Annotated in this window: 23 protein-coding genes and 1 riboswitch; of the genes, 21 read left to right on the top strand and 2 right to left on the bottom strand. The window is 35.2% G+C overall.

Annotation, left to right across the window (positions count from 1 at the left end; genetic code table 11):
* Positions 1 to 59: 59 nt before the first annotated feature.
* The gene (locus CLLU_RS03460) at positions 60 to 647 is read left to right on the top strand and encodes an HD domain-containing protein (RefSeq protein WP_106008186.1); all 588 of its coding nucleotides are present in this window, start codon (positions 60 to 62) and stop codon (positions 645 to 647) included.
* A 69-nt stretch (positions 648 to 716) separates the two neighbouring features.
* Complete coding sequence (locus tag CLLU_RS03455; protein WP_106008185.1) at positions 717 to 1,082, top strand: hypothetical protein; 366 nt, start codon at positions 717 to 719, stop codon at positions 1,080 to 1,082.
* A 36-nt stretch (positions 1,083 to 1,118) separates the two neighbouring features.
* Here the strand turns inward: CLLU_RS03455 and pssA are convergent, their stop codons facing one another.
* Positions 1,119 to 1,646, bottom strand: coding sequence for a CDP-diacylglycerol--serine O-phosphatidyltransferase (gene pssA / locus CLLU_RS03450; protein WP_106008184.1), 528 nt, complete (start codon positions 1,644 to 1,646; stop codon positions 1,119 to 1,121).
* 291 nt (positions 1,647 to 1,937) lie between these two features.
* Between pssA and CLLU_RS03445 the strand changes: the two genes are divergently transcribed.
* The 4 genes from CLLU_RS03445 to CLLU_RS03430 all read left to right on the top strand — a co-directional run bounded on the left by CLLU_RS03445 (position 1,938) and on the right by CLLU_RS03430 (position 4,904).
* The gene (locus tag CLLU_RS03445) at positions 1,938 to 2,606 is read left to right on the top strand and encodes a TVP38/TMEM64 family protein (protein WP_106008183.1); all 669 of its coding nucleotides are present in this window, start codon (positions 1,938 to 1,940) and stop codon (positions 2,604 to 2,606) included.
* 67 nt (positions 2,607 to 2,673) lie between these two features.
* Positions 2,674 to 3,102, top strand: coding sequence for a CBS domain-containing protein (locus tag CLLU_RS03440; protein ID WP_106008182.1), 429 nt, complete (start codon positions 2,674 to 2,676; stop codon positions 3,100 to 3,102).
* 137 nt (positions 3,103 to 3,239) lie between these two features.
* Complete coding sequence (locus CLLU_RS03435; protein WP_106008181.1) at positions 3,240 to 4,136, top strand: YegS/Rv2252/BmrU family lipid kinase; 897 nt, start codon at positions 3,240 to 3,242, stop codon at positions 4,134 to 4,136.
* Positions 4,137 to 4,235: 99 nt separating this feature from the next.
* The gene (locus CLLU_RS03430; RefSeq protein WP_106008180.1) at positions 4,236 to 4,904 is read left to right on the top strand and encodes a hypothetical protein; all 669 of its coding nucleotides are present in this window, start codon (positions 4,236 to 4,238) and stop codon (positions 4,902 to 4,904) included.
* 25 nt (positions 4,905 to 4,929) lie between these two features.
* On the opposite strand, the gene CLLU_RS03425 is transcribed toward CLLU_RS03430, so the two are convergent.
* The gene (locus CLLU_RS03425; protein ID WP_106008179.1) at positions 4,930 to 6,753 is read right to left on the bottom strand and encodes a YgiQ family radical SAM protein; all 1,824 of its coding nucleotides are present in this window, start codon (positions 6,751 to 6,753) and stop codon (positions 4,930 to 4,932) included.
* A gap of 258 nt (positions 6,754 to 7,011) precedes the next feature.
* Positions 7,012 to 7,179: riboswitch (M-box (ykoK) riboswitch) on the top strand.
* Positions 7,180 to 7,401: 222 nt separating this feature from the next.
* Between CLLU_RS03425 and CLLU_RS03420 the strand changes: the two genes are divergently transcribed.
* The 15 genes from CLLU_RS03420 to CLLU_RS03350 all read left to right on the top strand — a co-directional run bounded on the left by CLLU_RS03420 (position 7,402) and on the right by CLLU_RS03350 (position 21,718).
* On the top strand, positions 7,402 to 8,664 hold the full coding sequence (locus CLLU_RS03420) for a magnesium transporter MgtE N-terminal domain-containing protein (protein ID WP_106008178.1): 1,263 nt from the start codon (positions 7,402 to 7,404) through the stop codon (positions 8,662 to 8,664).
* Positions 8,665 to 8,779: 115 nt separating this feature from the next.
* Positions 8,780 to 9,484 (top strand): spore cortex-lytic enzyme, encoded by a 705-nt coding sequence (sleB, locus tag CLLU_RS03415; protein ID WP_106008177.1) that lies wholly within the window; start codon positions 8,780 to 8,782, stop codon positions 9,482 to 9,484.
* A 271-nt stretch (positions 9,485 to 9,755) separates the two neighbouring features.
* Positions 9,756 to 10,103 (top strand): DUF6514 family protein, encoded by a 348-nt coding sequence (locus CLLU_RS03410; RefSeq protein ID WP_106008176.1) that lies wholly within the window; start codon positions 9,756 to 9,758, stop codon positions 10,101 to 10,103.
* A gap of 104 nt (positions 10,104 to 10,207) precedes the next feature.
* A complete protein-coding gene (acpS, locus tag CLLU_RS03405; RefSeq protein WP_106008202.1) occupies positions 10,208 to 10,624 on the top strand; it encodes a holo-ACP synthase in 417 nt (138 codons plus the stop codon).
* Entirely contained in the window at positions 10,584 to 12,083 is a 1,500-nt protein-coding gene (locus CLLU_RS03400) for an NAD(P)H-hydrate dehydratase (protein WP_106008175.1), read from the top strand. Before acpS ends, CLLU_RS03400 begins: the two co-directional genes overlap by 41 nt.
* Positions 12,084 to 12,163: 80 nt before the next feature.
* Positions 12,164 to 12,772, top strand: coding sequence for a germination lipoprotein GerS-related protein (locus tag CLLU_RS03395; protein ID WP_106008174.1), 609 nt, complete (start codon positions 12,164 to 12,166; stop codon positions 12,770 to 12,772).
* 102 nt (positions 12,773 to 12,874) lie between these two features.
* Complete coding sequence (gene alr, locus CLLU_RS03390; protein WP_106008173.1) at positions 12,875 to 14,041, top strand: alanine racemase; 1,167 nt, start codon at positions 12,875 to 12,877, stop codon at positions 14,039 to 14,041.
* A 601-nt stretch (positions 14,042 to 14,642) separates the two neighbouring features.
* A complete protein-coding gene (locus tag CLLU_RS03385; RefSeq protein WP_106008201.1) occupies positions 14,643 to 14,963 on the top strand; it encodes a CopG family transcriptional regulator in 321 nt (106 codons plus the stop codon).
* On the top strand, positions 14,923 to 15,273 hold the full coding sequence (locus tag CLLU_RS03380; RefSeq protein WP_106008172.1) for a type II toxin-antitoxin system PemK/MazF family toxin: 351 nt from the start codon (positions 14,923 to 14,925) through the stop codon (positions 15,271 to 15,273). Before CLLU_RS03385 ends, CLLU_RS03380 begins: the two co-directional genes overlap by 41 nt.
* A 200-nt stretch (positions 15,274 to 15,473) precedes the next feature.
* Positions 15,474 to 16,298, top strand: coding sequence for a transketolase (locus tag CLLU_RS03375; RefSeq protein WP_106008171.1), 825 nt, complete (start codon positions 15,474 to 15,476; stop codon positions 16,296 to 16,298).
* Entirely contained in the window at positions 16,298 to 17,239 is a 942-nt protein-coding gene (locus tag CLLU_RS03370; RefSeq protein WP_106008170.1) for a transketolase family protein, read from the top strand. Before CLLU_RS03375 ends, CLLU_RS03370 begins: the two co-directional genes overlap by 1 nt.
* 156 nt (positions 17,240 to 17,395) lie before the next feature.
* The gene (gene ftsE, locus CLLU_RS03365; protein WP_106008169.1) at positions 17,396 to 18,082 is read left to right on the top strand and encodes a cell division ATP-binding protein FtsE; all 687 of its coding nucleotides are present in this window, start codon (positions 17,396 to 17,398) and stop codon (positions 18,080 to 18,082) included.
* On the top strand, positions 18,072 to 18,962 hold the full coding sequence (ftsX, locus tag CLLU_RS03360) for a permease-like cell division protein FtsX (RefSeq protein WP_106008168.1): 891 nt from the start codon (positions 18,072 to 18,074) through the stop codon (positions 18,960 to 18,962). Before ftsE ends, ftsX begins: the two co-directional genes overlap by 11 nt.
* A 152-nt stretch (positions 18,963 to 19,114) precedes the next feature.
* Complete coding sequence (locus tag CLLU_RS03355) at positions 19,115 to 20,287, top strand: S41 family peptidase (RefSeq protein WP_106008167.1); 1,173 nt, start codon at positions 19,115 to 19,117, stop codon at positions 20,285 to 20,287.
* Positions 20,288 to 20,425: 138 nt separating this feature from the next.
* Entirely contained in the window at positions 20,426 to 21,718 is a 1,293-nt protein-coding gene (locus CLLU_RS03350; RefSeq protein ID WP_207655937.1) for a PDZ domain-containing protein, read from the top strand.
* Position 21,719 lies beyond the last annotated feature (1 nt).

Here is a 21,719-nt window from a genome sequence, read left to right as displayed (position 1 = left end):
ATAGAAAGCAGTCCTCTCATATTATATTTAGTGTATAAATTAAGTGAAAGGATTTTTTCATGATCAATATATATAATTATGTGAAAATTGATGATGTACTAAAAACAGCGGAAAAATACAATGTGAGAAATATTATGGACCATGAAATCAAGGTAGAAGGTTTCGCCGGACAAATATATGATGTACTAGATAAAGATTTTTATTTGACAAGAGACTGCAGAGATCTTCTGAGCTGCAGTGCAATTTTGCACGATGTAGGATGTTTTATAAACAAGTCAAGGCATCAGTGGCATACTAAATATATAATATTGCAGGAAGAAAATTTTCAGAATGTTCCCTGGCAATTGAGACGCTGTCTGGCTGTAATTGCAGGAAGTCACGGAAAAAATGTAGACTGTGATATTGAACTGTACGATGAAATGAAAAAAAAGCAGCTGTTGAAGTTGATAGCTGTTCTGAGGATAGCAGATGCCCTGGATCATACACATAAGCTGAATACTTCAATTGAAAATATGAATTTGGCTGATAAATGTCTGTATATTGATATAAAAAGCGATAATGTAGGAAAAATATTTTTAAGGTTGAATAATAAGTCATCTTTGTTTGAAAAAATGTTTTCTATGAAGGTTAGTCTAAGGAGGGCATAGAGTTATAATTTATTATAATTTTAATATAAATAATATAGTATACTATAAATTTTAGTCAGGGTGATAGATATGTCTCATAGGAAGATAATTGAAGAGTATTATTGTGATATAAATAACCTGACAGATTTATTGTCTAAATTAACCAATTGTTACAGACTGCTTATAGGGGGAGCAGGAGAATTGAATTCCATTGCATCTGCCCATAAGAAAGAAATCAAGGATGCCCTTCATAGGGTAAATGAATTGGGGGATGTGATTGACAAGGTTGTAAGCGCCATAGATAAATCCACTGGGGAGTATGCTGAGTATTGCAAAATGAAGACTGAAATTATCAAGGGAAAAATGAAGGCGCAGTATATGGAAACGGAAATAGATGAGGAGTTATTTCTAAACAATTTGGATACGATATATGAAGATGATCCAAAAGAAGAATAAGTAAATATCCTATTCTCCTTTATAATATTTAACTGATTAAAATTTTTTAAACCTGTATTTGCACACCATAAGATAGGAAAGTATTATTACAAGTAAAATTGTAACTTCTGGAGCCATATGACGTTTTATGGTGATCAGGCAGTAAAGTGCCATAAACATACCTGCAAAAGTTATGGGAATACCAAAAAATTCTCCATCGAAATCAGTGATATTAAATCTTGCAAGCCTATAGGCTCCGCATATTGGAAACAACAATACCAGTAGATATCCCAGTAGACCCAGGCTGGAAAAATTATATAGATTAAATGCAAGAACCGAAGGAGCCACTCCAAAGGAAACTAAATCTGCCAGTGAATCCAATTCTTTTCCAAGGTCACTGGATACTTTCAAAAATCGGGCGACTTTTCCATCATATCTGTCAGCTAAACATGCAAGTAATATAAATAAACCGGCCCATATATAATTTCCTTCAAAGGACATTATTAGAGATATTATACCACAACTGAGATTAGTGAGTGTAAACGCATTTGGGACGGTACTTCTAGCTATTTTTATTTTAGCCATTGAGGGTCACTCCTTAAAAATAATAGAATATTTTATTGCTTAAAATGAGTAAAAAGTATATAATTACATAAAATAATTATAACTCATTTTTTAATAATAGTTAAGTGGTAAAATTTTTTATTTGTAAATTTTTATTGAAATATGTTTTGCATTTTAATTTAGCTGCATAGTTTTTCCCTCGAAAGCACCGGTACTGATGTTTCCGTCTCCCTAAATGGAGATAAGCACTCTTTTGCAGGAAACTCTGTCTGAATTCAAGAATAAATTGATAAGAAGGATAGTTGGAGATTTATGAAAAATAGTAGAAAAAATATCAATAAATCTATAATATTTGCTGTTTTGGTTCTGTTTATCATAATCTTGTTATTTGTCTATAAAGACAAGTTCTACAATATAGACGTATATAAGATTAAAAGTTACATACAGAGTTATGGGAGGCTTTCTGCTATTGTCTTCATTATCATGTATACATTGAGACCGCTTCTTATTATATTTCCTGCATCCATTATGTCCATTATAGCGGGGAATATATTCAATGCCCATATAGCTGTTTTGCTCAGTATGGTTGGATGTTTTGGTTCTGCTACTGTAGCTTTCTTTTTATCCAGATATTTTGGCCGTTCATTTGTAAATAGGATTTTGAAGGGAAAGGCGTTGAATTTGGACAAAAATATAGAGAAGTATGGATTTAGAATCATGACTGTAATGAGATTGTCTTTTGTGTTTCCCTACGATCCATTGAGCTATGCGGCGGGGCTTACAAAGATGAAATATAGCGATTTTATTTTTGGGACACTGCTGGGAACTTTGCCGGAGATGGTAACTTATTCGTTGATGGGGAAAAATTTATCCGATCCTTTTTCTGTAAAATTCATATTGCCCATAATGATTTTGTGCATTATAGCTTTTTGTTCCATATATATACATAAGAGGAAGACCAAAAATACCAATAATTTATAAGCAACATAATTCTTAACTCAGGACATAATATACTTTGTAATCTAAAATACAAAGGGGTGTTTTATAAATGAAGGTTAAGGATATAATGACTAAATCTGTAGTTAGTTTAAAAGCTGGCGATACCATAGAAAGGGCAGCTGAGATTATGCAGCAGAACAATGTAGGATCTGTTCCTGTATGTGATGGCGACAGGATTATAGGAATTATAACAGACAGGGATATAGCTGTAAGATCAGCAGTTAAGGGTGAGAGCTATAATTCCAGGACTGTAAGAGATGTAATGTCCTCAAATCCTGTAACAGGTTCTCCTGATATGGATATAAGAGATGCATCCAGAATAATGAGTGAAAGGCAGATAAGAAGACTTCCCGTGGTGGAAGATGAGTGCCTTGTGGGGATTGTATCTTTAGGAGATTTGGCGACTAATTCCAAATCCAATGAACAGGCTGGAGATGCACTCAGCAGTATATCCAGTCCTAGTATATCTCAAAGTTAGAATTTAATAATTTGTAAATAAATCCACAAGGCTACCGGGTAATCTTGTGGATTTATTATACTAGGTGATATAATATCAGGTGATATAATGAAAAATTTAACACCTGGATTTACAATATAAATATAGGAGAGTTCAATATGAATAAAGTGAAATTTATTTATAATCCATATTCCGGAGAAAACGCTATAATATCAGGCATAGATAAGGTTATCAAAATACATCAGAAATATGGATATGAGATAATCCCTTTTAGAATCAGCTTTGAAGTTGATATGGAAGAAGCTTTTAAGGGAATAGATGAGACATATAAATACATATTGGTGGCAGGAGGAGATGGAACAGTAGACACTGCTGTAAATTATATGAAAAGGTTAAATATAGATATACCCATAGCCATTCTTCCCGTAGGCACTGCAAATGATTTTGCAAAGTTTATAGGCATACCTGAAGATGTTGAAAAGGCCTGTGAACAGATAATAAACAGTGAGCCTAGAAATTTGGATTTAGGCAGAGTGAATGACAAGTATTTTATAAATGTGGCGAGTACAGGACTATTTACTGATGTATCACAAAAGACAGATGTGAATTTAAAAAATACCATAGGGAAATTGGCCTATTATGTGAAGGGGCTGGAACAGCTTCCCAATTTGAGAAAGCTTAAAATAAAGGTCAAATCCGAAACTGCTTTTTTTGATGGGGATATGTACCTTATGTACCTTATGATGGTTTTTAACGGGCAGACTGCCGGAAATTTAAATCTTGCCTATAAGGCAAGGATAGATGACGGACTGCTGGATGTCATAATAATAAAAGCAGGAGTCATAAAGGATACCATTACACTTTTTATAAAGATGCTTAGGGGAGATCATCTGGAAAATACCGCAGGTCTCATATACTTTAAGTCGGATAAGATAGAAGTGGAGTGCAGTGAAAATATAGTCACCGATATAGATGGTGAAAAAGGTCCCGATTTTCCTCTTGAAATAGAATGTATAAAGGGTGGAATAAAGGTCCTGGGAGTAAAGATGAACTGAGAAAATCAGGGAAATATATGATTTTTGTTTAAAGTAGTAATATAAACCGCCTGATATTAATAAATATAAAGTAAAGTGCTGCTGAGAGAAGGAGAGTACATGATATTTTATATTTATATTTGTCTGCTGTTTATTGTGTTCATAATGATCGCTCAAGGGCTTATGTGGATTAAATTTTTACCTGCCAAGGTAAAAATAATAACCTTTTTTATTCTGATAGCTATGATGTTAAGATATATGTCCATTATTATTTTATTTTTAAATGATGACATGAAATACTTATATATGCTGAAGATACCTTTTTTCTTAAATCTAATTGCCATTCCGCTGATGGCTTTTACTGTAATGTACATTTTTATGAGAAAAGACAATATTAAATTTTATTACATATTTATAATATCAATTCTATTGTGTGGATTATATGTGTTTGTAATTTATAATTATGAAGCTGTATTGGAAAATGTTAATCAGTATTCACTGATATGGGGATATTCTCTCGCTCTTCCCAAAGATTCCTATGTATACTGGGCATATGTAGTGTTTAATACTCTGGTAATATTTTTTACATTGGCATTTATGGGAAAAAACAATCCAAATAAATTTGGAATATACTTGATGATACTTGCTGCAGTTATAACTTCTGCAGAATTTATAACCTGGCTGCTGGGGATAAAAATACTGGCACAGACCATATTAGGTGATATCAGCTGGATAATTGTATTGATCTATGCCTTAAACAAAGTGAGAAAAAAATCGCTGCCCAGCTGAATTTTTAGACACAGGTGGAGTTTACTCATGAAAAATGCTTTTTTCTGGGTGGATTTTTGGGAATCAGACAGTGAGAATCGTTTCCTATTAAATCATTACGACCGGCAGCAGTCAGAGCTTCTTTTACAAGTCTGTAGTTTTTGGGAAGGTTAAATTGTAAAAGAGCTCTCTGCATGTTTTTTTCCTTCTGTTTTTTCGGTACATAGACTTTCTCGCCGGTTAGAGGGTTCATACCAGTGTAGTACATGGTTGTAGACAAGCTTCCGGGCGTAGGGTAAAAATCCTGAACCTGTTCCGGGGTATAACCCATTTTTTTTATATACAGCGCCAGTTGTATGGCTGCATTTAGATCACTTCCGGGATGACTGGACATTAAATAAGGTACCAGGTACTGTTCCTTACCCAGCTTTTTGTTTATTTCAAAGTATTTTTTTACAAATTTATTATAAACATCCATTCTTGGCTTCCCCATTTGTGACAGTACTTTGTCGCTTATATGTTCAGGGGCCACTTTCAGCTGCCCGCTTATGTGGTACCTGCACAGTTCTGTGAAAAAATCTGTATTTTTATCGTTTATCAGATAATCATACCGTATTCCAGAACGTATAAATACTTTCTTTATGCCAGGTATTTTTCTTATTTTTTTCAACAAATTCGAGTATTCACTATGATCTATAATCAGATTTTTACAGGGAAAGGGAAATAGGCACTGCCTGTTTCTGCACACTCCTGCTTTTTCCTGAATTTTGCAGGCTCTGTGTCTGAAATTTGCAGTGGGTCCTCCCACGTCATGTATATAACCTTTAAAGTCATCCAGCGTGGTCAGAAGTTCTGCCTCCTGGATTATGGATTTCTCACTTCTGTGTTGTATAGTTCTTCCCTGGTGGAAAGTCAGAGCACAGAAGGAACAGCCTCCATAGCAGCCTCTGTGGCTGGTAATGGAAAAACGTATTTCCTTTATGGCAGGTATTCCTCCTAATTTTTTGTATATTGGGTGATAAGTTCTGGTGTAGGGCAGGGAGTATATTATATCCATTTCCTCTTCCGTCAATGGATACTGTGGCGGATTTTGAACAATGTACTGATCACCGTGTTTCTGCACCAGTATTTTTCCCCTTACCGCATCCTGTTCCAGATATTCCAGCTTGAAGCTTTCTCCATAGGCTCTCTTGTCTTCCAGTACTTCCTCAAAGGAAGGCACTTCTACATATTCTTTTAGTTGGCTTTTATTTCTGGAAGAATATAAAGTTCCCCTTATATCTGTGATATTGTGGATATTCATGCCGTATTTCAATAGGTTTGCTATTTGTACTATGGATTTCTCCCCCATACCATATACCAGTATGTCGGATTTGGAATCCAAAAGAATACTTCTTCTTATTTTGTCGCTCCAGTAGTCATAATGGGCAAATCTTCTCAAGCTGGCCTCTATTCCTCCTATTATTATGGGAACGTCCTTGTAGGCTTCTCTGGCTCTGTTGCAGTATACAATTAATGCCCTGTCAGGTCTGCAGCCTGGTTTTCCGCCTGGAGAGTAGAGATCTTCATGTCTCTTTTTTCTGGTGGCAGTATAGTGGTTCACCATGGAATCCATATTTCCGGAGTTGATTAAAAATGCCAGTCTGGGTCTGCCCAATTTTTTGAAATCATCTATGCTTTGCCAATTCGGCTGAGATATTATTCCAACTTTAAAACCTTCCCTTTCTAAAATTCTGGATATTATGGCAGTGCCGAAAGAAGGGTGATCCACATAAGCATCTCCAGTTATAAATATAAAGTCCAATTGTTCTATATTATTCAGTTCCATATCTTTCTTGCATATGGGTAGAAAATTTTTATTTAGCTGCAATTTGCATTCTCCATTCTGGTTTTTTCTTTTAATTTTATTATAACACATGAAAAATAATAAGCTCTGATCAGTTGATGATTATACTATTTAGCTCCTAATCGTTAATTTCAATGGATAATTTGTGTATCAAAATAGATGTATAACATATAATAAAGAAGGGAGTAAAAATTTATTAGATAAATGTTGATAAATTTAGCATTTACTTATTGCATTCTGGTAAATTTGTAATATAATTATAATGTAAATGATAATATTTTATACGTGTTATGTTAGGTGAGGCTCCTATATAGACATATGCTGATGCCCGGAAACATCGAGAGATGCCAATGGGTCAACAGATATTACCGGATTAAGGTTTTATTTAATGCAGCTTGACAGATTGTCTAAAGCTATATAGTGCTAAAACTCGGACGATTAAAAAGTTTTAGTGTATATGGAGAGCCGTTAAGGCTCTTTTTTAATTTTTTTAATTTGGGTGGTGTGGTCAAATGGAAAACGGACCTTATGGAGGTCGGTGCAGCTTTGTACAAAATTTAATAGAAATATACGGAGAAGTATTTTAATAGATTTCACAAGATAATCCAGTCAATTTGCTTTTAACTTTTTTGTGATTTAAATATTTCTCCGTAGATCGAAGGAGGAATATTTATGAAAAAGTTAACTAGTTTCTTCTTGAGTAAAGTTCTTTATAAGAAGGTCTATAATGAATTCAACGAGTATGTGGGAAAACTTCTGGATATATATGTATCCACGGATCACGGTATGCCGAGAGCTATAGGATACAGGATAAAGGAAGGTATGGAAATATCCGACTGCGAATGCAGGAATATAGATTTTTATGATGATGATGGAAGAATAATAATCAAAGGGGAAGGTATAAGGGGAATAATACTTCAGAGTTACTCCTACCTTTTGTCAAAGCATCTTCTGGACAAACAGATTGTGGATATAAACGGTAAAAAATTAGTGAGAGTGAATGATCTCAGGATTGCCAAGATAGCTGGTGAATACAGGGTAGTAGCTGTGGATACAGGTGTACTGGCTTTAAGCAGAAGACTTGGTGTGGAACATATTGTAAATAAACTTTATGATATATTCAATAAAAAACCAGAGGACAGCCTTATAATTTGGGACAATGTAGAATCCCTTGAAATGGTGAATAATAATTTGAAGCTCTCTGTGCCATATAAAAAACTTTCAAAACTTCATCCGGCAGATCTGGCAGATATATTGGAAGATATGGATGTGAATTATAGAAAAAAGGTGTTTGAGAGTTTGGATCAAGGTCTGGCAGCAGATACTTTAGAAGAAATACAACCGAAGATACAGGCAGATATTCTGGAAAATTTAAGCCAGTCCAAGAGGGATGAAGTGTTGTTTAATATGCCTAAGGATGAGATTGCGGATATCCTGGATGAAGTCGATGAAGATACAGCAGAAAAAATACTTTTAAATATGAAAAAGGGAGATGCTGAAGAAGTAAGGACTCTCATGGATTACAATGATGAAACTGTGGGGAGCATTATGAAAAAAGATTTTATTTCGTTTAATGTAAATATAACAGTTAATGAAACCATTGAATTGTTCAGGGAGATCAATCCAGATGATGAAGTATCTTATTATATATATATTGTGGACGATAAAGGAAGACTTCAAGGTGTTATATCGCTGAAGAGCCTGATACTGGCAGGTGCTGAAACCAAATTGAAAGAAATCATGGTGGATGATGTAGTAAGCATAAACCATAATGAAAGAATAAACAGGGCTATAGAAGAATGTTCAAAATACAATCTCCTTTCCATGCCTGTAACGGATGATGAAGATAAATTGTGCGGTATAGTGGTGATAAATGATATTGTTGAGGATATATTGATACCCAGCTGGAAAAAGAGATTGAGAAAAGTGGGATAAAAAGGCTGCCATTTTGGCAGCTTTTTTTTATGTATTTTTTATGACATTTGTGCATAAACTATGCTCGAGCAGGGATAAATATAGATTCAATAAATACTAAAGGAGAGATGGTCATATGGCCAAAAAGGTTATGAATTTAAAAACAAAAATAGTGCTGATCCTGGCTATATTACTGACATATATATCCACTTCCCTTTTTTTGGTTCCTTATAACAATGCAGTAAAGGCCATAGCCTATTCATATGGCTCTAAAGGAAATGCGGTAATACAAATCCAGACGAAACTTAAAAATTGGGGATATTATAATGGAAGTGTAGATGGGGCTTATGGATATCAGACTTATACTGCTGTGAAGTATTTTCAATCCAAAAACGGATTGACTCCTGATGGTGTAGCAGGTGATGCCACCCTGGCGGCACTGGGAATAAATACCTCAAGCGGAAGTACTGCCTCAGGAAGTGGGAGCAGCAACCAGAATGTAATGCTGATAGCTCGTTTGATAAATGGTGAAGCCAGAGGAGAACCTTATGAAGGTCAGGTGGCCGTGGGAGCTGTAATACTGAACAGAACCAGGGATCCTAGATTTCCATCCACGGTGCCAGGGGTAATATATCAGCCGGGTGCTTTTACTGCTATAGTGGATGGCCAGATTCATGCCAACATGGAACAGAGTTCCATAAATGCGGCAAGAGATGCACTAAACGGATGGGATCCTTCCGGTGGAGCTATATACTATTTTAATCCTGCTACAGCCACTAGTTCATGGATATGGTCGAGACCCCTTATAAAGATTATAGGGAAACATAGATTTTGCAGATAAAATAATATCATTTTATAATTTTATGTAAAGAAATTATAAAAGAATAAATAGTCATTATACATCTAAATTCGACACAAAAACTCAATAAAAACTGTTAATAAATAGCATAAAAGTATATTTATACTTTTCACAAGTCAGGTGAAAGATTTTTATTGTCATATATGAGAGATAATTTATAATTCGGCTAATCATGAACTGACACATTTTTCTGCAGTTATATGCTAATATGGTTTTAGTTGATAATATTAGCTGATTACGGGGGGAAGAGTTTATGATAGTTGAAAATCTTAGTTTTAATAAAATAGTAAGGAATATGAAATACTTATATTTTTACAGGTTGTTAAAGGAAAAGGTGTCAGTGCCATATCAGAATGAAGTTGTGAAAGTTCAATCCTATGGAATTGAAGTGGAGAGACATGATGTAATGGATGGGAAGCTGGTAAATGTACAGCGGGAGTGTATTAAAAGTATAAGTCCTGAAAGATATAAGGTACATAATCTGCTGAAGTTGTTGTATGACAATCAGGTATCGCCTATACATCTGGTTGATGTAATAGGAGATTATGTAGATGAATATATTCTGGATTTTGATAAACAAGTAAGTTATATAGCATATTAGAAAGGAGGAGAAATCCTCTTTTTTTAATTAAAATTTATTTATTGTTTAATGAAAAATGTAATAAATGCTGTATAATTAAATTATTGAACGGGGGTGTAATTATTTTGATATTTGGAATCGGAGTGGATATAGTTGAAATCAGAAGAATTAAAGAAGCCATTAGTAAACATGCAAATTTTATGGACAGGGTTTTCAGCAAAAATGAAATAGAGTACCTTAAAAATAGAAATTTAAGGCCTGAATTTGTAGCTGGAAGATTTGCGGCAAAGGAAGCTGTGGTAAAAGCGTTGGGTACCGGATTTAGAGGATTTGATTTCAAAGAAGTTGAAATAGACAGGGCGGCTTCTGGCAGACCCAATGTGATATTAAAGGGAAAAGCCAGATTAATAGCAAATAAGTGCGGAAACTATAAAATCCATCTGAGTATATCACATGGTGTGGATAATGCTATAGCTTATGCGGTAATGGAGGTGGATGAAATTGAGAATGGCATCCATAGAGACATGCAGGAAGATAGATGAGTGTGCCATAAGTGAATTTAAAATACCAAGTATTGTTTTAATGGAAAATGCAGCTTTGAAAGTTGTCAAGAATATAGATCTGGAAAACTGCCATAGCTTCTGTATAATTTGTGCAAAAGGGAACAATGGCGGAGATGGTTTTGTCATAGCAAGACACCTGTATAATTTAGATAAAAAGGTTCATGTATTTTTAGTGGGAAAAGAAGAAGGTATGAGCGATGAATGCAGTATAAATTATAATATATTGAAAAATCTGCACATAAGCGTGGACAATGTAAATTCTTTGAAGGATATGCTGTCGCTTAGGGAAAGTATAAAAGAAAGCCAGATTGTTATTGATGGCATATTTGGCACAGGACTTTCCAGAAACATACGGGGTATACAGGATTCTGTCATATCATCGATAAATGAAAACAGCAAATATACTGTTTCTATAGATGTTCCCTCTGGATTTAATGGAGATACTGGAGAAATCATGGGTAACTGTGTAAAGGCAGATAAGACTGTCACATTTCAATTGTATAAGCAGGGCTTTTTAAGATATGGAAGTGATGAGTATACGGGAGAGGTGGTTGTAGAGAATATAGGAATTCCAGAAATGGCTGTCCAAAAGTTTATCGAACCCCGATTCATAATGGATAAAAGCTATATAAAAAATAAATTGAAGAAAAGAAATAAATTGGGACACAAAGGGGACTATGGAAGGGTGCTTATTCTGGGTGGATCTCAAGGATTTACCGGAGCTGCCTATATATGTGCCCAGGGAGCTGTTAGGAGCGGTGCAGGACTTGTTACCCTGGGGTGCCATAAAGATATACAGCCAATATTGAGTTCAAAACTGGTAGAAGGCATGACAATTCAGCTGGAAAATGATTTAAATTTGAAAAAGGCAATAGAGAAAAGTGATGCTGTTGCCATAGGACCGGGTATGGGGACTGGAGACAGTACTTTGAATTTAGTTGATGAAGTCTTGGGCATATCCAGGAAAAATGTAGTTATTGATGCGGATGGAATCAATGTACTTAAGGGAAATCTCCATATTTTAAAGGGTAGAAAATGCAAAGTTATTTTGACGCCTCATCTTGGTGAAATGTCTAGAATTACAGGCTTTGACATTGAATATATAGAGAAAAACAGGCTGAAGGTAGCCAGGGATTTTGCAGCTGAAAATGAGGTGATTGTACTCTTAAAAGGTTACAATACCATTATTACGGATGGAAATGCAGCAGCTGTAAATCCCATGGGAAATTCATCCATGGCTTCCGGAGGTATGGGAGACTGTCTGACTGGTATTATAGCTTCTTTTGCAGCTCAGAAATACTGTCCTTTTGAGGCAGCATGTATAGCTGCGTTTGTACATGGTTATTCAGGGGAAAAGCTGTCCCGGGACATGTTTTGTGTAAATGCCAGTCATATTTTGGAACAGCTGCCTTTTTCGATAAAGGAATTGATGCAGTGAAATAGACTCAAAAAAAAGTAATATCAGAAGATATAATAGAATAGATTAATAGTGAAAAGCTGTAAATCAGGAGGAATGACGTGAATAAAAAGCTGTTAATAGTGATAGGTATATCTTTTGTTTTACTTGTTATTTTTTTATTTCATGGAAGGAATATTCAAAATACAGAAAAAGTAATATATTATTTAAAGGATCTGAATAGCTACACCTGCAGTGTGAACATTCAAATAGAAAATGACAAACAGAAAGTAAATTACAGCGGCAGACAGTATTATGACAGCAGGTATGGAGATAGATTTGATCTGAGTAAAGATAGAGTAATTATTTATAGGGGAAATAAAGTTTTTGTGAAGGACATTGATAACAAGGATAAATACAGTATGGATAAAAATTTCAACAGCTTATTTAAGCTTTGCTTTGTAGAAGAGTATATATCGCTGCTCTATACCAATGAAAAGATTGATAATTCCTTTAAAAAGGTAAGTGAGGAGGAGTATCAGATTATTCATTTGGATATACCTGGAAACAACAAAAATATAAGCAGGGCTGAATTGTATGTGAATTTAAAGCACAATATACCTGTTTATCTAAAAATATTTGATTCTACAGGCAGAAAGAGAGTAGATGTACACTATACTGATTTCAAGGCAAACCTGGATATGAATGAAAATATGTTTGAGATAAATTGATATTGAAATATTGTACTCACAATTTTTGTGAAAAAGGTATATAATTGAGTTAACGGACTAAAATTGTTGATTTTCATTCAATTATACAGAGGTGATGCATTGATGTTTAGAAATTACAGACCGGTATGGGAAGAGGTTAATTTAGACAACCTTACATACAATATAGGTCAGATAAAATCAAAAGTTGGTCATAAGAGGTTGATAGGAGTTGTGAAAGCTGATGCCTATGGACATGGAGCTTTCGAGGTTTCTCAGGTACTTCTTGAAAATGGAGTGGAAAGGCTGGCAGTAGCTGTTTTGGATGAGGCAGTAGAACTTAGGCAAAAGGGGATTAAATCACCCATAATGGTGCTTGGCATAATACCTCATACCCTTATTGGCGATATATTGGATTATGATGTAGAAACCATAGCGCCCTCCTATGAGTATGCCTGTAAGTTGTCCAAAGCAGCTGTAGACAAAGGAAAAACTGCAAAGATACATATTGCTGTGGATACAGGAATGGGCAGGATAGGATTTTTAATAAATGATGACAGCGTAGATGAGATTTATAAGATAAGCCAGCTGCCCAATATAGAAATACAAAGTCTGTTTTCACATTTTTCTACAGCAGACGAATTGGATAAAACATATTCCCAGGAGCAATTTGAAAAGTATAAATTATTCTACGATAAGCTGATGGAGAAGAAAATAAAGATAAACATGAGAGATATAGCCAACAGTGCAGCTATAATGGAGCTGCCGGATACCTACTGCGATTCAGTCAGGCCTGGAATAATAATTTATGGATATTATCCCTCCAATGAGGTGGACAAGAATGAACTGAATATAAAACCTCTTATGACTTTAAAGGCCAGTGTAGTTCATGTAAAGACACTGGAAGCCGGACAGTATGTGGGATATGGCAGAAAATTTCAATCCAAAAGGAAAAGTGTCATTGCAACTTTGCCCATAGGGTATGCAGACGGATATACCAGAATGCTGTTTGGTAAGGCAAAAGTCATAATAAATGGGAAATTTGCTCCGGTAGTAGGTAATATATGTATGGATCAGTGTATGGTGGATGTTACTGATGCAGGTGAGGTCAATGTGGGAGACGAAGTTGTGCTTATAGGAGAAAAGGACGGCTTGAGGTTTAATGCGGAGGATATAGCAAAAATTCTTGGTACCATAAGTTATGAGGTACTCTGTATGATGAGCAAGAGGATTCCAAGGGTGTATATAAAAAATGGGGAAGTGATAAAAGTAAAAAATTATTTGATAAGGTAACGAAGATGACTGCCGGCATTTTAACAGCTGGCAGTATGCATTATGAATAGTAGGTTTGATATTACATATGCGAAATTATGAAGCATTTGCGTGCAGCCCTGATGGCGATTTATATAATTATGTAGTATATTGGCAATTTACATTTTTCAATAAATTTTACATACTTTGCTTTTATATATGACAATATTATGAATATAAATTTAAAAATTGGTACAGTATAAATAATATGTATATATGAAATTATATCTGTATTAGTATAGTATTACATAATTATTAGGATTGGTTAATGCCTAATATTGATTTTTCCAGATGCAATAAGTACTTACGTATATAGGTGCCATTTGTGATGATATAAAAATTGATACATACAGTGTTTAAATTAATATCTGAAAATTTTTACATATAAATTGTAATATACTTAAATGAGAATATTGAAAAGTTATATTAGAATAGTTATAGAGATAAAAAACCCTATGGCAAAAAATACAAGTAGAAAATTGGTGAAATTATAGATAATTTCTTTGACATGCCTGCAGATTTGGTACTATAATGAGCTTGTATATATCTTTTGCGTAGGGTAATAGGAGGTATTAATTTGTATATGTCAAATTCTAAAAGATTAGTAATAGACCTCTCAGAAACACTATATAATGAATTCAACAAGGCACTTAAGGAAGATTGCAAAAAAAGGAGTGAATTTATTAGGGAAGTTATCATATTATATATTAGTGAGAAAAAAAGGTTGAATGAAATATCAGAAATGGAAAAAGGATATAGGGAAATGGCACAACTTAATCTTGAATTTTCAGAAATGGGCTTTGCAAGTGACATAAAGGAATTAAAAGAATATGAAGCGAAGCTTTCGGAGAGTGATTTGCCAGATGACAACAATAGTGAAAAGAGGAGATATATTTTATGCTGATCTAAGCCCTGTAGTTGGGTCTGAACAAGGGGGGGTAAGGCCTGTTATTATCATACAAAATGATGTAGGTAATAAATATAGTCCAACCGTAATCGTTGCAGCTATTACCTCTCAGATAAATAAAGCAAAACTTCCGACTCATGTGGAAATATCCTCGGAGGCCTATGGTCTCAATAAGGATTCGGTGGTATTGCTGGAACAGATAAGAACCCTGGATAAAAGAAGATTGAAAGAAAAAATTGGTCATATGACAGATAATGATATGAAAAAAGTAGATGGTGCACTTTTAGTAAGTGTTGGACTTCAATGAGTTTTCAGTTGAATTCTAATAGCCTATAATTTTTAACTTTAATAGTAAAAACTGGTTATTTTTTTTACTATTGATTATAAGCCCCGGTGTTTAAAAAGCACAGGGGCGAAGTTTTGTACTTTTTAATGTAGGTTAAAGTAAAATTTTATGTTAAAATAAAGCTGAAACTGTATTAGCAGTATCAGTAGGAGGTTAAAGTTGTGAGAAAAAACATAGAGGAACTCAAAAAAATTGCTTCAGTTATAAGAAAAGACATAATAAAGATGCTGACAAAGGCTGGTTCAGGCCATCCCGGTGGTTCCCTGTCTGCAGTGGAAATTTTGACTACATTATATTTTTATGAAATGAACGTTGATCCTGAAAAACCAAGAGATCTAAATAGGGATAGATTTGTATTGTCAAAAGGACATGCAGCTCCGGTACTATACAGTACTCTTGCCAGAAAAGGATATTTTAATGTAGATGAATTGAAATCACTTAGAAAATTGGGATCTATACTTCAGGGACATCCCAATATGAACGAAGTCCCTGGTGTTGACATGTCTACAGGCTCTCTGGGTCAGGGAGTGTCTGCTGCTGTCGGTATGGCACTTGGCGGTAAAATTGATAAAAAAAATTATAGAGTTTATACCCTGCTGGGTGATGGAGAGCTTGAAGAAGGAGAGGTCTGGGAAGCTTCCATGGCTGCGGCTCATTATAAACTGGATAATTTGACAGCTTTTGTAGATGCAAATGGACTTCAGATAGATGGTACCTGTGAAGAGGTCATGTCCGCCTACCCTATTGGTGACAAATTCAAGGCATTCAGGTGGCATGTAATAGAAATAGATGGACATGATTTTAAGCAGATCACAGATGCCATTGAAGAGGCAAAGTCAGTTAAGGATAAACCGACTGTAATAGTGTGCAAGACTGTGAAAGGCAAGGGAGTATCCTTCATGGAGAATCAAGTGGGATGGCACGGTTCTGCACCAAATATAGAACAATGTGAACAGGCACTAAAAGATATAGGAGGTGAAGAGTAATGTCAAATAAAATAGCAACTAGAGAAGCTTATGGAAAAGCTTTAAAGGAATTGGGAGCTGAAAATGAAAAAATAGTGGTTTTTGATGCGGATCTTTCAAAATCCACCAAGACTATTGAATTTAAGAAGGCATATCCAGAAAGGTTTATGGATATGGGTATAGCAGAAGCCAACATGATGGCAGCAGCAGCGGGGATATCCACCTGTGATAAAATACCATTTGTAAGTACCTTTGCCATGTTTGCAACTGGAAGGGCTTTTGAACAGATTAGAAATTCCATATGTTATCCAAATTTAAATGTTAAAATATGTGCTACCCATGCAGGACTTACCGTAGGAGAAGATGGAGCTTCCCACCAGTCTATAGAGGATATATCTCTTATGAGAAGCATTCCCAACATGACAGTCATCTGTCCAAGTGATGCGGTGGAGGCAGAGGCTGCGGTCAGGGCTGTGGCTGAAATGCAGGGACCCTGTTATGTGAGGCTGGGAAGATCTAAGGTATCTGTTATAAATGACAATGAGGATTATAAATTTGAAGTTGGGAAAGCTGTAAAACTCAGAGAGGGGAGAGATGCAGTTATCATTGCCACGGGAATAATGGTGGATGCAGCATTAGAGGCTTATAATACCCTGGCTGAAGAAGGGATAAAGGTGTCCGTTTTAAATATCCATACAATAAAACCCATAGATAAAGAGGCTATAGTGGAAGCTGCCAGGAAAACAGGTGTGGTTATAACCGCAGAAGAACACAGCATCATTGGCGGACTTGGTTCTGCTGTATGTGAAGTTTTGAGTGAAAATCTGCCTACTACGGTTATAAGAGTAGGTGTGAAAGATACTTTTGGCGAAAGTGGAAAGCCGGATGAACTTTTGAAGGCCTATGGACTTACAGGAGAAGACATAGCTAAAGCTGTGAAAAAGGGACTCACTTTAAAATAAATATGGTAAAAAGCGGTGTTATATGAATTTAATATGACACCGCTTTTATTAATAATAATTTCATATAATTAACTTTTGGTTTTTTACATTATTATGATATAATGAACCTTGTAATGTACAAGCTTAAAAACTTGTTAAATATAAGGAGAGGTTTAGATGATACAGTTTAAGAACGTGAGCAAGGTCTACAACAACAACATATTTGCATTATCTAATATAAATCTGGATATTGAAAAAGGAGAGTTTGTGTTTTTAGTTGGACCCAGCGGTGCGGGGAAAAGTACATTTGTGAAGACTATTTTGAAGGAAGTTGAACCAACAACTGGAAGTATAATAGTCAACAATGTAGATGTTACGAATTTGAAGAGAAGACAGATACCTTTATATAGAAGAAAACTGGGAGTTGTTTTCCAGGATTTTAGATTGATCCCCACCCTTAATGTTTATGAAAATGTAGCTTTTGCCATGAGGGTCATTGAGGCCCCTGTGAGAGAAATAAGAAAAAAGGTTCCTGTTGTACTATCTCTGGTTGGACTGGCACATAAGTACAAATCATTTCCCCATGAGCTTTCAGGTGGAGAACAGCAGAGGGTTTCACTGGCAAGGGCCATAGTGAATAATCCATCCATATTGATAGCAGATGAACCTACGGGAAATTTGGATCCAGATACTTCTATGGATATAATGGATACTATAAATGACATAAATCATGCTGGAACTACAGTATTGATGGCAACCCATGCAAGTGATATAGTAAATTCCATGAGGAAAAGGGTTATAGCAATAGAAAAGGGCATTATAGTAAGAGATGAGCAAAGGGGTGCATACGGTTATGAGGATTAGTGCCATGGGCTTTTTTATAAAAGATGCATTTAGAAGTTTAAAGAGAAACAAGACTATAAGCATAGCAGCAGCAGCCACGGTGGCGGCTACACTTTTTATATTCGGCATATCCATGCTTACAATGCTTACTATCAAACAAGGGGTGCTGGAAATCCAATCCAAGGTAGAAGTAAAAGTGTATCTGGAGGATAAAATAACTACATCCCAGAAAAGGGATATTGAAAATAAGATAAAAGATATGGACGGAATAGTAAGTCTGAACTATGAGACAAAAGGTCAGGCACTTGATAAATTTAAAAATCAATTGGGAGAACAGAATAAGTCACTGGTGGAAGGGCTGGACAAGGACAATCCAATTCCAAGTTCATACATAGTTAAGGTGGAGAAACCTGAAATTATATCCCAGGTAGTTGACAACATAAAGGGTATGCCTGGTATATACAGTATTCAGGATGGAAGAGGTATTGTAGATAAGGTTATAGCTATAACCAGAACTATAAAATGGGTAGGGAGCATTATATTTGTAGTGCTCATAGGAGTTTCACTGTTTTTGATAGGAAACACCATAAAAATAACAGTTTATTCGAGAAGAAAAGAAATAGGCATAATGAAATATATTGGAGCCACAGATTGGTTCATAAGATGGCCTTTCATTATAGAAGGTATAATAATAGGCGTAGTGGGAGCTGTAGTGTCAAATATTATATTGTATTATCTGTACAGGGTACTTTATGTTAAAGCATCAGCTGCATTTATGATGATCCAACTGATTAGCCCCCAATATGTGCTCACCAGCATGCTGGCACTGTTTGTGCTGGCCGGCGTAATTATAGGGGGAGCAGGCAGCGTAGTGTCCGTTAGAAAATTCTTAAATGTTTAATTGATTCATTTAAAGGGTTGTTTCACAAATTATTTTGAAACAGCCCTTAGTTTTATAAATATTTCTGCAAATTTATTTTTTTTAGTGTTATAATTATTTAAGATTTACATAAATACTATATAGTGAATGTTTCAGAAAACGAGGTGGATAGTTTGAAGAGTAGAAAAAAATGGGTGGTTTATACTGTAGTTATCGTACTTGTGACAAATATTCTTACAATGTTTGGAACTACTAGTTTCATAAGAAGTACTCAAGGTAATGTCATAGGAGAATTTTCAAAATTGTTTCAGGTTAGAAATGAGTTATATAAATATTATGATGGTCCCATAAATGACAGCACCTTGGTGGAGGGAGCCATAAAAGGAATGACTTCGTCTCTAAATGATCCATATACTGTATTTATGAATAAAAAGGAATATAATGACTTTAATGTCCAGACTGAGGGAAATTACAGTGGAATAGGAATTCAGGTCACCGCAAAGGACAATAACATTGTAGTAATGGATGTATTTGACAACTCACCTTCCAAAAAGGCGGGAATAATTGAAAATGATATAATTCAGAAGGTAAATGGAACTGCAGTTAGCGGAAAAGAACTGGAAAAAGCGGTATCTCTCATGAAAGGCAAGGAAGATACAAAAGTTACCCTCACAATATACAGGAAAAACAAAGGCAGTTTTGATGTAAATGTGGATAGGAAAAAGATAGATATTTCCACGGTAAAGGGTGAAATGCTCCAGGATAAAGTGGGGTATATCCAGGTGTCTATGTTTGATGAGAATACGGCTAAGAGTTTTGAAAGTGAATTGAATACGCTGAAGGGACAGGGAATGAAATCCTTGATTGTGGATTTAAGAGATAATCCGGGAGGACTTCTGGATCAATGTGTGGATATGGTTTCAAATTTTGTGCCCAAAGGCAAGGTAATAGTCTCAACTATAGATAAATATAATAATAAAAAGGAATATAAATCAAAAGGCGGGGATTTCAACAATCTGCCTTTGACTGTACTTACCAATGGCAATACAGCCAGTGCTTCAGAGATATTTTCCGGGGCAGTCAGAGATTATAAACTTGGAACTTTAGTTGGGGAAAAGACCTATGGAAAAGGGGTTGTTCAGACTGTGCTGGATACAGGAGACGGTACTGCACTTAAGGTTACCATATCGAAATATTATACACCGAATGGCGAGAATATACACAAAAAAGGGATAAAACCTGATATAGAAATTAAGTATCCTGAAACTCTTAAGAATTCAGCCTATGATAGAACTAAAGATCCTCAATTCAATAAAGCTTTAGAGACAGCAAAGAGCAAGATATGATTTTAAATAATTTTGACGCTGAATGAATATATAATTATAATATATTTGAGATTTTAAGTTAGGCAGATGATTTCTGTCTAACTTAGTTTGTCCGAGAATTGCCATTTAGGAATCACTTGATGGAGAGGGGAATTAATTCTGATGATATTATTGTACACGTTGAAATCTATAGCTTTTGCACTGACAGAGCCATATTTTCTGTTGGTTTTAGCTATTTTAATGTTTACATTATACAGAAAAAATAAGCACACAGTTATAATGCAGAAGATGATAATTGGAGAGGGGATTAATTCTTCTTTTGAGCTCACTGTATCTCAGCTTGTAATTGGAATTTTTGGAGGTATACTGGCAAGCATTATTATGTCTTATTTGGGAATAGTTTTTGATGAGGATTCAGCTGTGGATTTAGTATTCCTAGCATCTATAGTCTTTATGTTTTTTAATTTGAGATTTATATGCTTTTCATATTCTGGGGCAATATTGGGATTTTTAAGTCTTGTATTGGCTTCATCCTCACGGATTTTTAACATTTCCGGTCTGGATTTTCTGAAAATAGATGTAGTGGCACTTATGAGCATGGTGGCAGTACTTCATTTTGTAGAAGGAATTTTAGTTATGCTGGATGGAAAAACAGGAGCTATTCCTGTTTTTTCAAGTAAAAATGGAAACATAATAGGAGGTTTTGCACTTCAAAGGTATTGGGCAATTCCTCTGGCGGTATTTTTTATGCTTCATGACAGATCACTTGCAGGTACTTCCTGGCAGGTATCTCTTCCGCAGTGGTGGCCGCTTATAAATAATTCCATACCCTATGATGTTTTAAAAAGTGCAGTGGTGTCCCTCATACCATTTTATGCGGTGACAGGATACAATAGTGTTACATTTACCAGAGACGCCAGGGAGAAATCTTTTTTGTCGGGAGGACTTATAATATTGTACAGTGCTGTTTTATTTGGCCTGGCACAGCTGGCTGTTTTAAGTATATGGCTGAAGTTTTTGGTAGTGATATTTGCACCTGCAGCTCATGAAGGTATTATAATGCTTCAGAGACACATAGAAGTAAAAGGAACTCCCAAATATATAAGTACCGACGAGGGTATTATGGTACTTGCGGTGGCACCTAATTCTCCAGCCGATGAAATGGGAATCAAAAGTGGGGATCTGCTGGTGGAGATAAATAATGAAGAAATCCGCAGTGAAGATAAAATAGCAGAAGTTATCAGAGAATGTTCGAATTTCATATGGCTTAAGGTAAAAAAAGCTGCGGGAAATTTTGAACAGGTTAGTTACAGCAAGATGAACGGCGATAAAAAATTGGGCATAGTATTCGTGCCAAGAAAAATACCTAAAAACAGCATGGTGGTAAAGCTTGATAAAAATAGGTTTTCTGATGTACTTGACAAGATAAAAAATAAAGATAAGGATGATTAAA

The organism is Clostridium luticellarii, from assembly GCF_002995845.1.
Classification (GTDB): domain Bacteria; phylum Bacillota; class Clostridia; order Clostridiales; family Clostridiaceae; genus Clostridium_B; species Clostridium_B luticellarii.
The sequence above is the reverse complement of the archived record's forward strand: the minus strand, read 5'-3'. Positions and strand labels throughout refer to the sequence as shown.

Excerpts from the sequence above, each read along its gene's own strand:
- CLLU_RS03410 (WP_106008176.1), top strand. The coding sequence starts at position 9,756 with ATGATAGTTGAAAATCTTAGTTTTAATAAAATAGTAAGGAATATGAAA.
- pssA (WP_106008184.1), bottom strand. The coding sequence starts at position 1,646 with ATGGCTAAAATAAAAATAGCTAGAAGTACCGTCCCAAATGCGTTTACA.
- CLLU_RS03430 (WP_106008180.1), top strand. The coding sequence starts at position 4,236 with ATGATATTTTATATTTATATTTGTCTGCTGTTTATTGTGTTCATAATG.
- sleB (WP_106008177.1), top strand. The coding sequence starts at position 8,780 with ATGGCCAAAAAGGTTATGAATTTAAAAACAAAAATAGTGCTGATCCTG.
- alr (WP_106008173.1), top strand. The coding sequence starts at position 12,875 with ATGTTTAGAAATTACAGACCGGTATGGGAAGAGGTTAATTTAGACAAC.
- CLLU_RS03445 (WP_106008183.1), top strand. The coding sequence starts at position 1,938 with ATGAAAAATAGTAGAAAAAATATCAATAAATCTATAATATTTGCTGTT.
- CLLU_RS03385 (WP_106008201.1), top strand. The coding sequence starts at position 14,643 with ATGTCAAATTCTAAAAGATTAGTAATAGACCTCTCAGAAACACTATAT.
- CLLU_RS03455 (WP_106008185.1), top strand. The coding sequence starts at position 717 with ATGTCTCATAGGAAGATAATTGAAGAGTATTATTGTGATATAAATAAC.
- CLLU_RS03440 (WP_106008182.1), top strand. The coding sequence starts at position 2,674 with ATGAAGGTTAAGGATATAATGACTAAATCTGTAGTTAGTTTAAAAGCT.
- ftsX (WP_106008168.1), top strand. The coding sequence starts at position 18,072 with ATGAGGATTAGTGCCATGGGCTTTTTTATAAAAGATGCATTTAGAAGT.
- CLLU_RS03370 (WP_106008170.1), top strand. The coding sequence starts at position 16,298 with ATGTCAAATAAAATAGCAACTAGAGAAGCTTATGGAAAAGCTTTAAAG.
- CLLU_RS03420 (WP_106008178.1), top strand. The coding sequence starts at position 7,402 with ATGAAAAAGTTAACTAGTTTCTTCTTGAGTAAAGTTCTTTATAAGAAG.
- CLLU_RS03460 (WP_106008186.1), top strand. The coding sequence starts at position 60 with ATGATCAATATATATAATTATGTGAAAATTGATGATGTACTAAAAACA.
- CLLU_RS03380 (WP_106008172.1), top strand. The coding sequence starts at position 14,923 with ATGACAACAATAGTGAAAAGAGGAGATATATTTTATGCTGATCTAAGC.
- ftsE (WP_106008169.1), top strand. The coding sequence starts at position 17,396 with ATGATACAGTTTAAGAACGTGAGCAAGGTCTACAACAACAACATATTT.
- CLLU_RS03435 (WP_106008181.1), top strand. The coding sequence starts at position 3,240 with ATGAATAAAGTGAAATTTATTTATAATCCATATTCCGGAGAAAACGCT.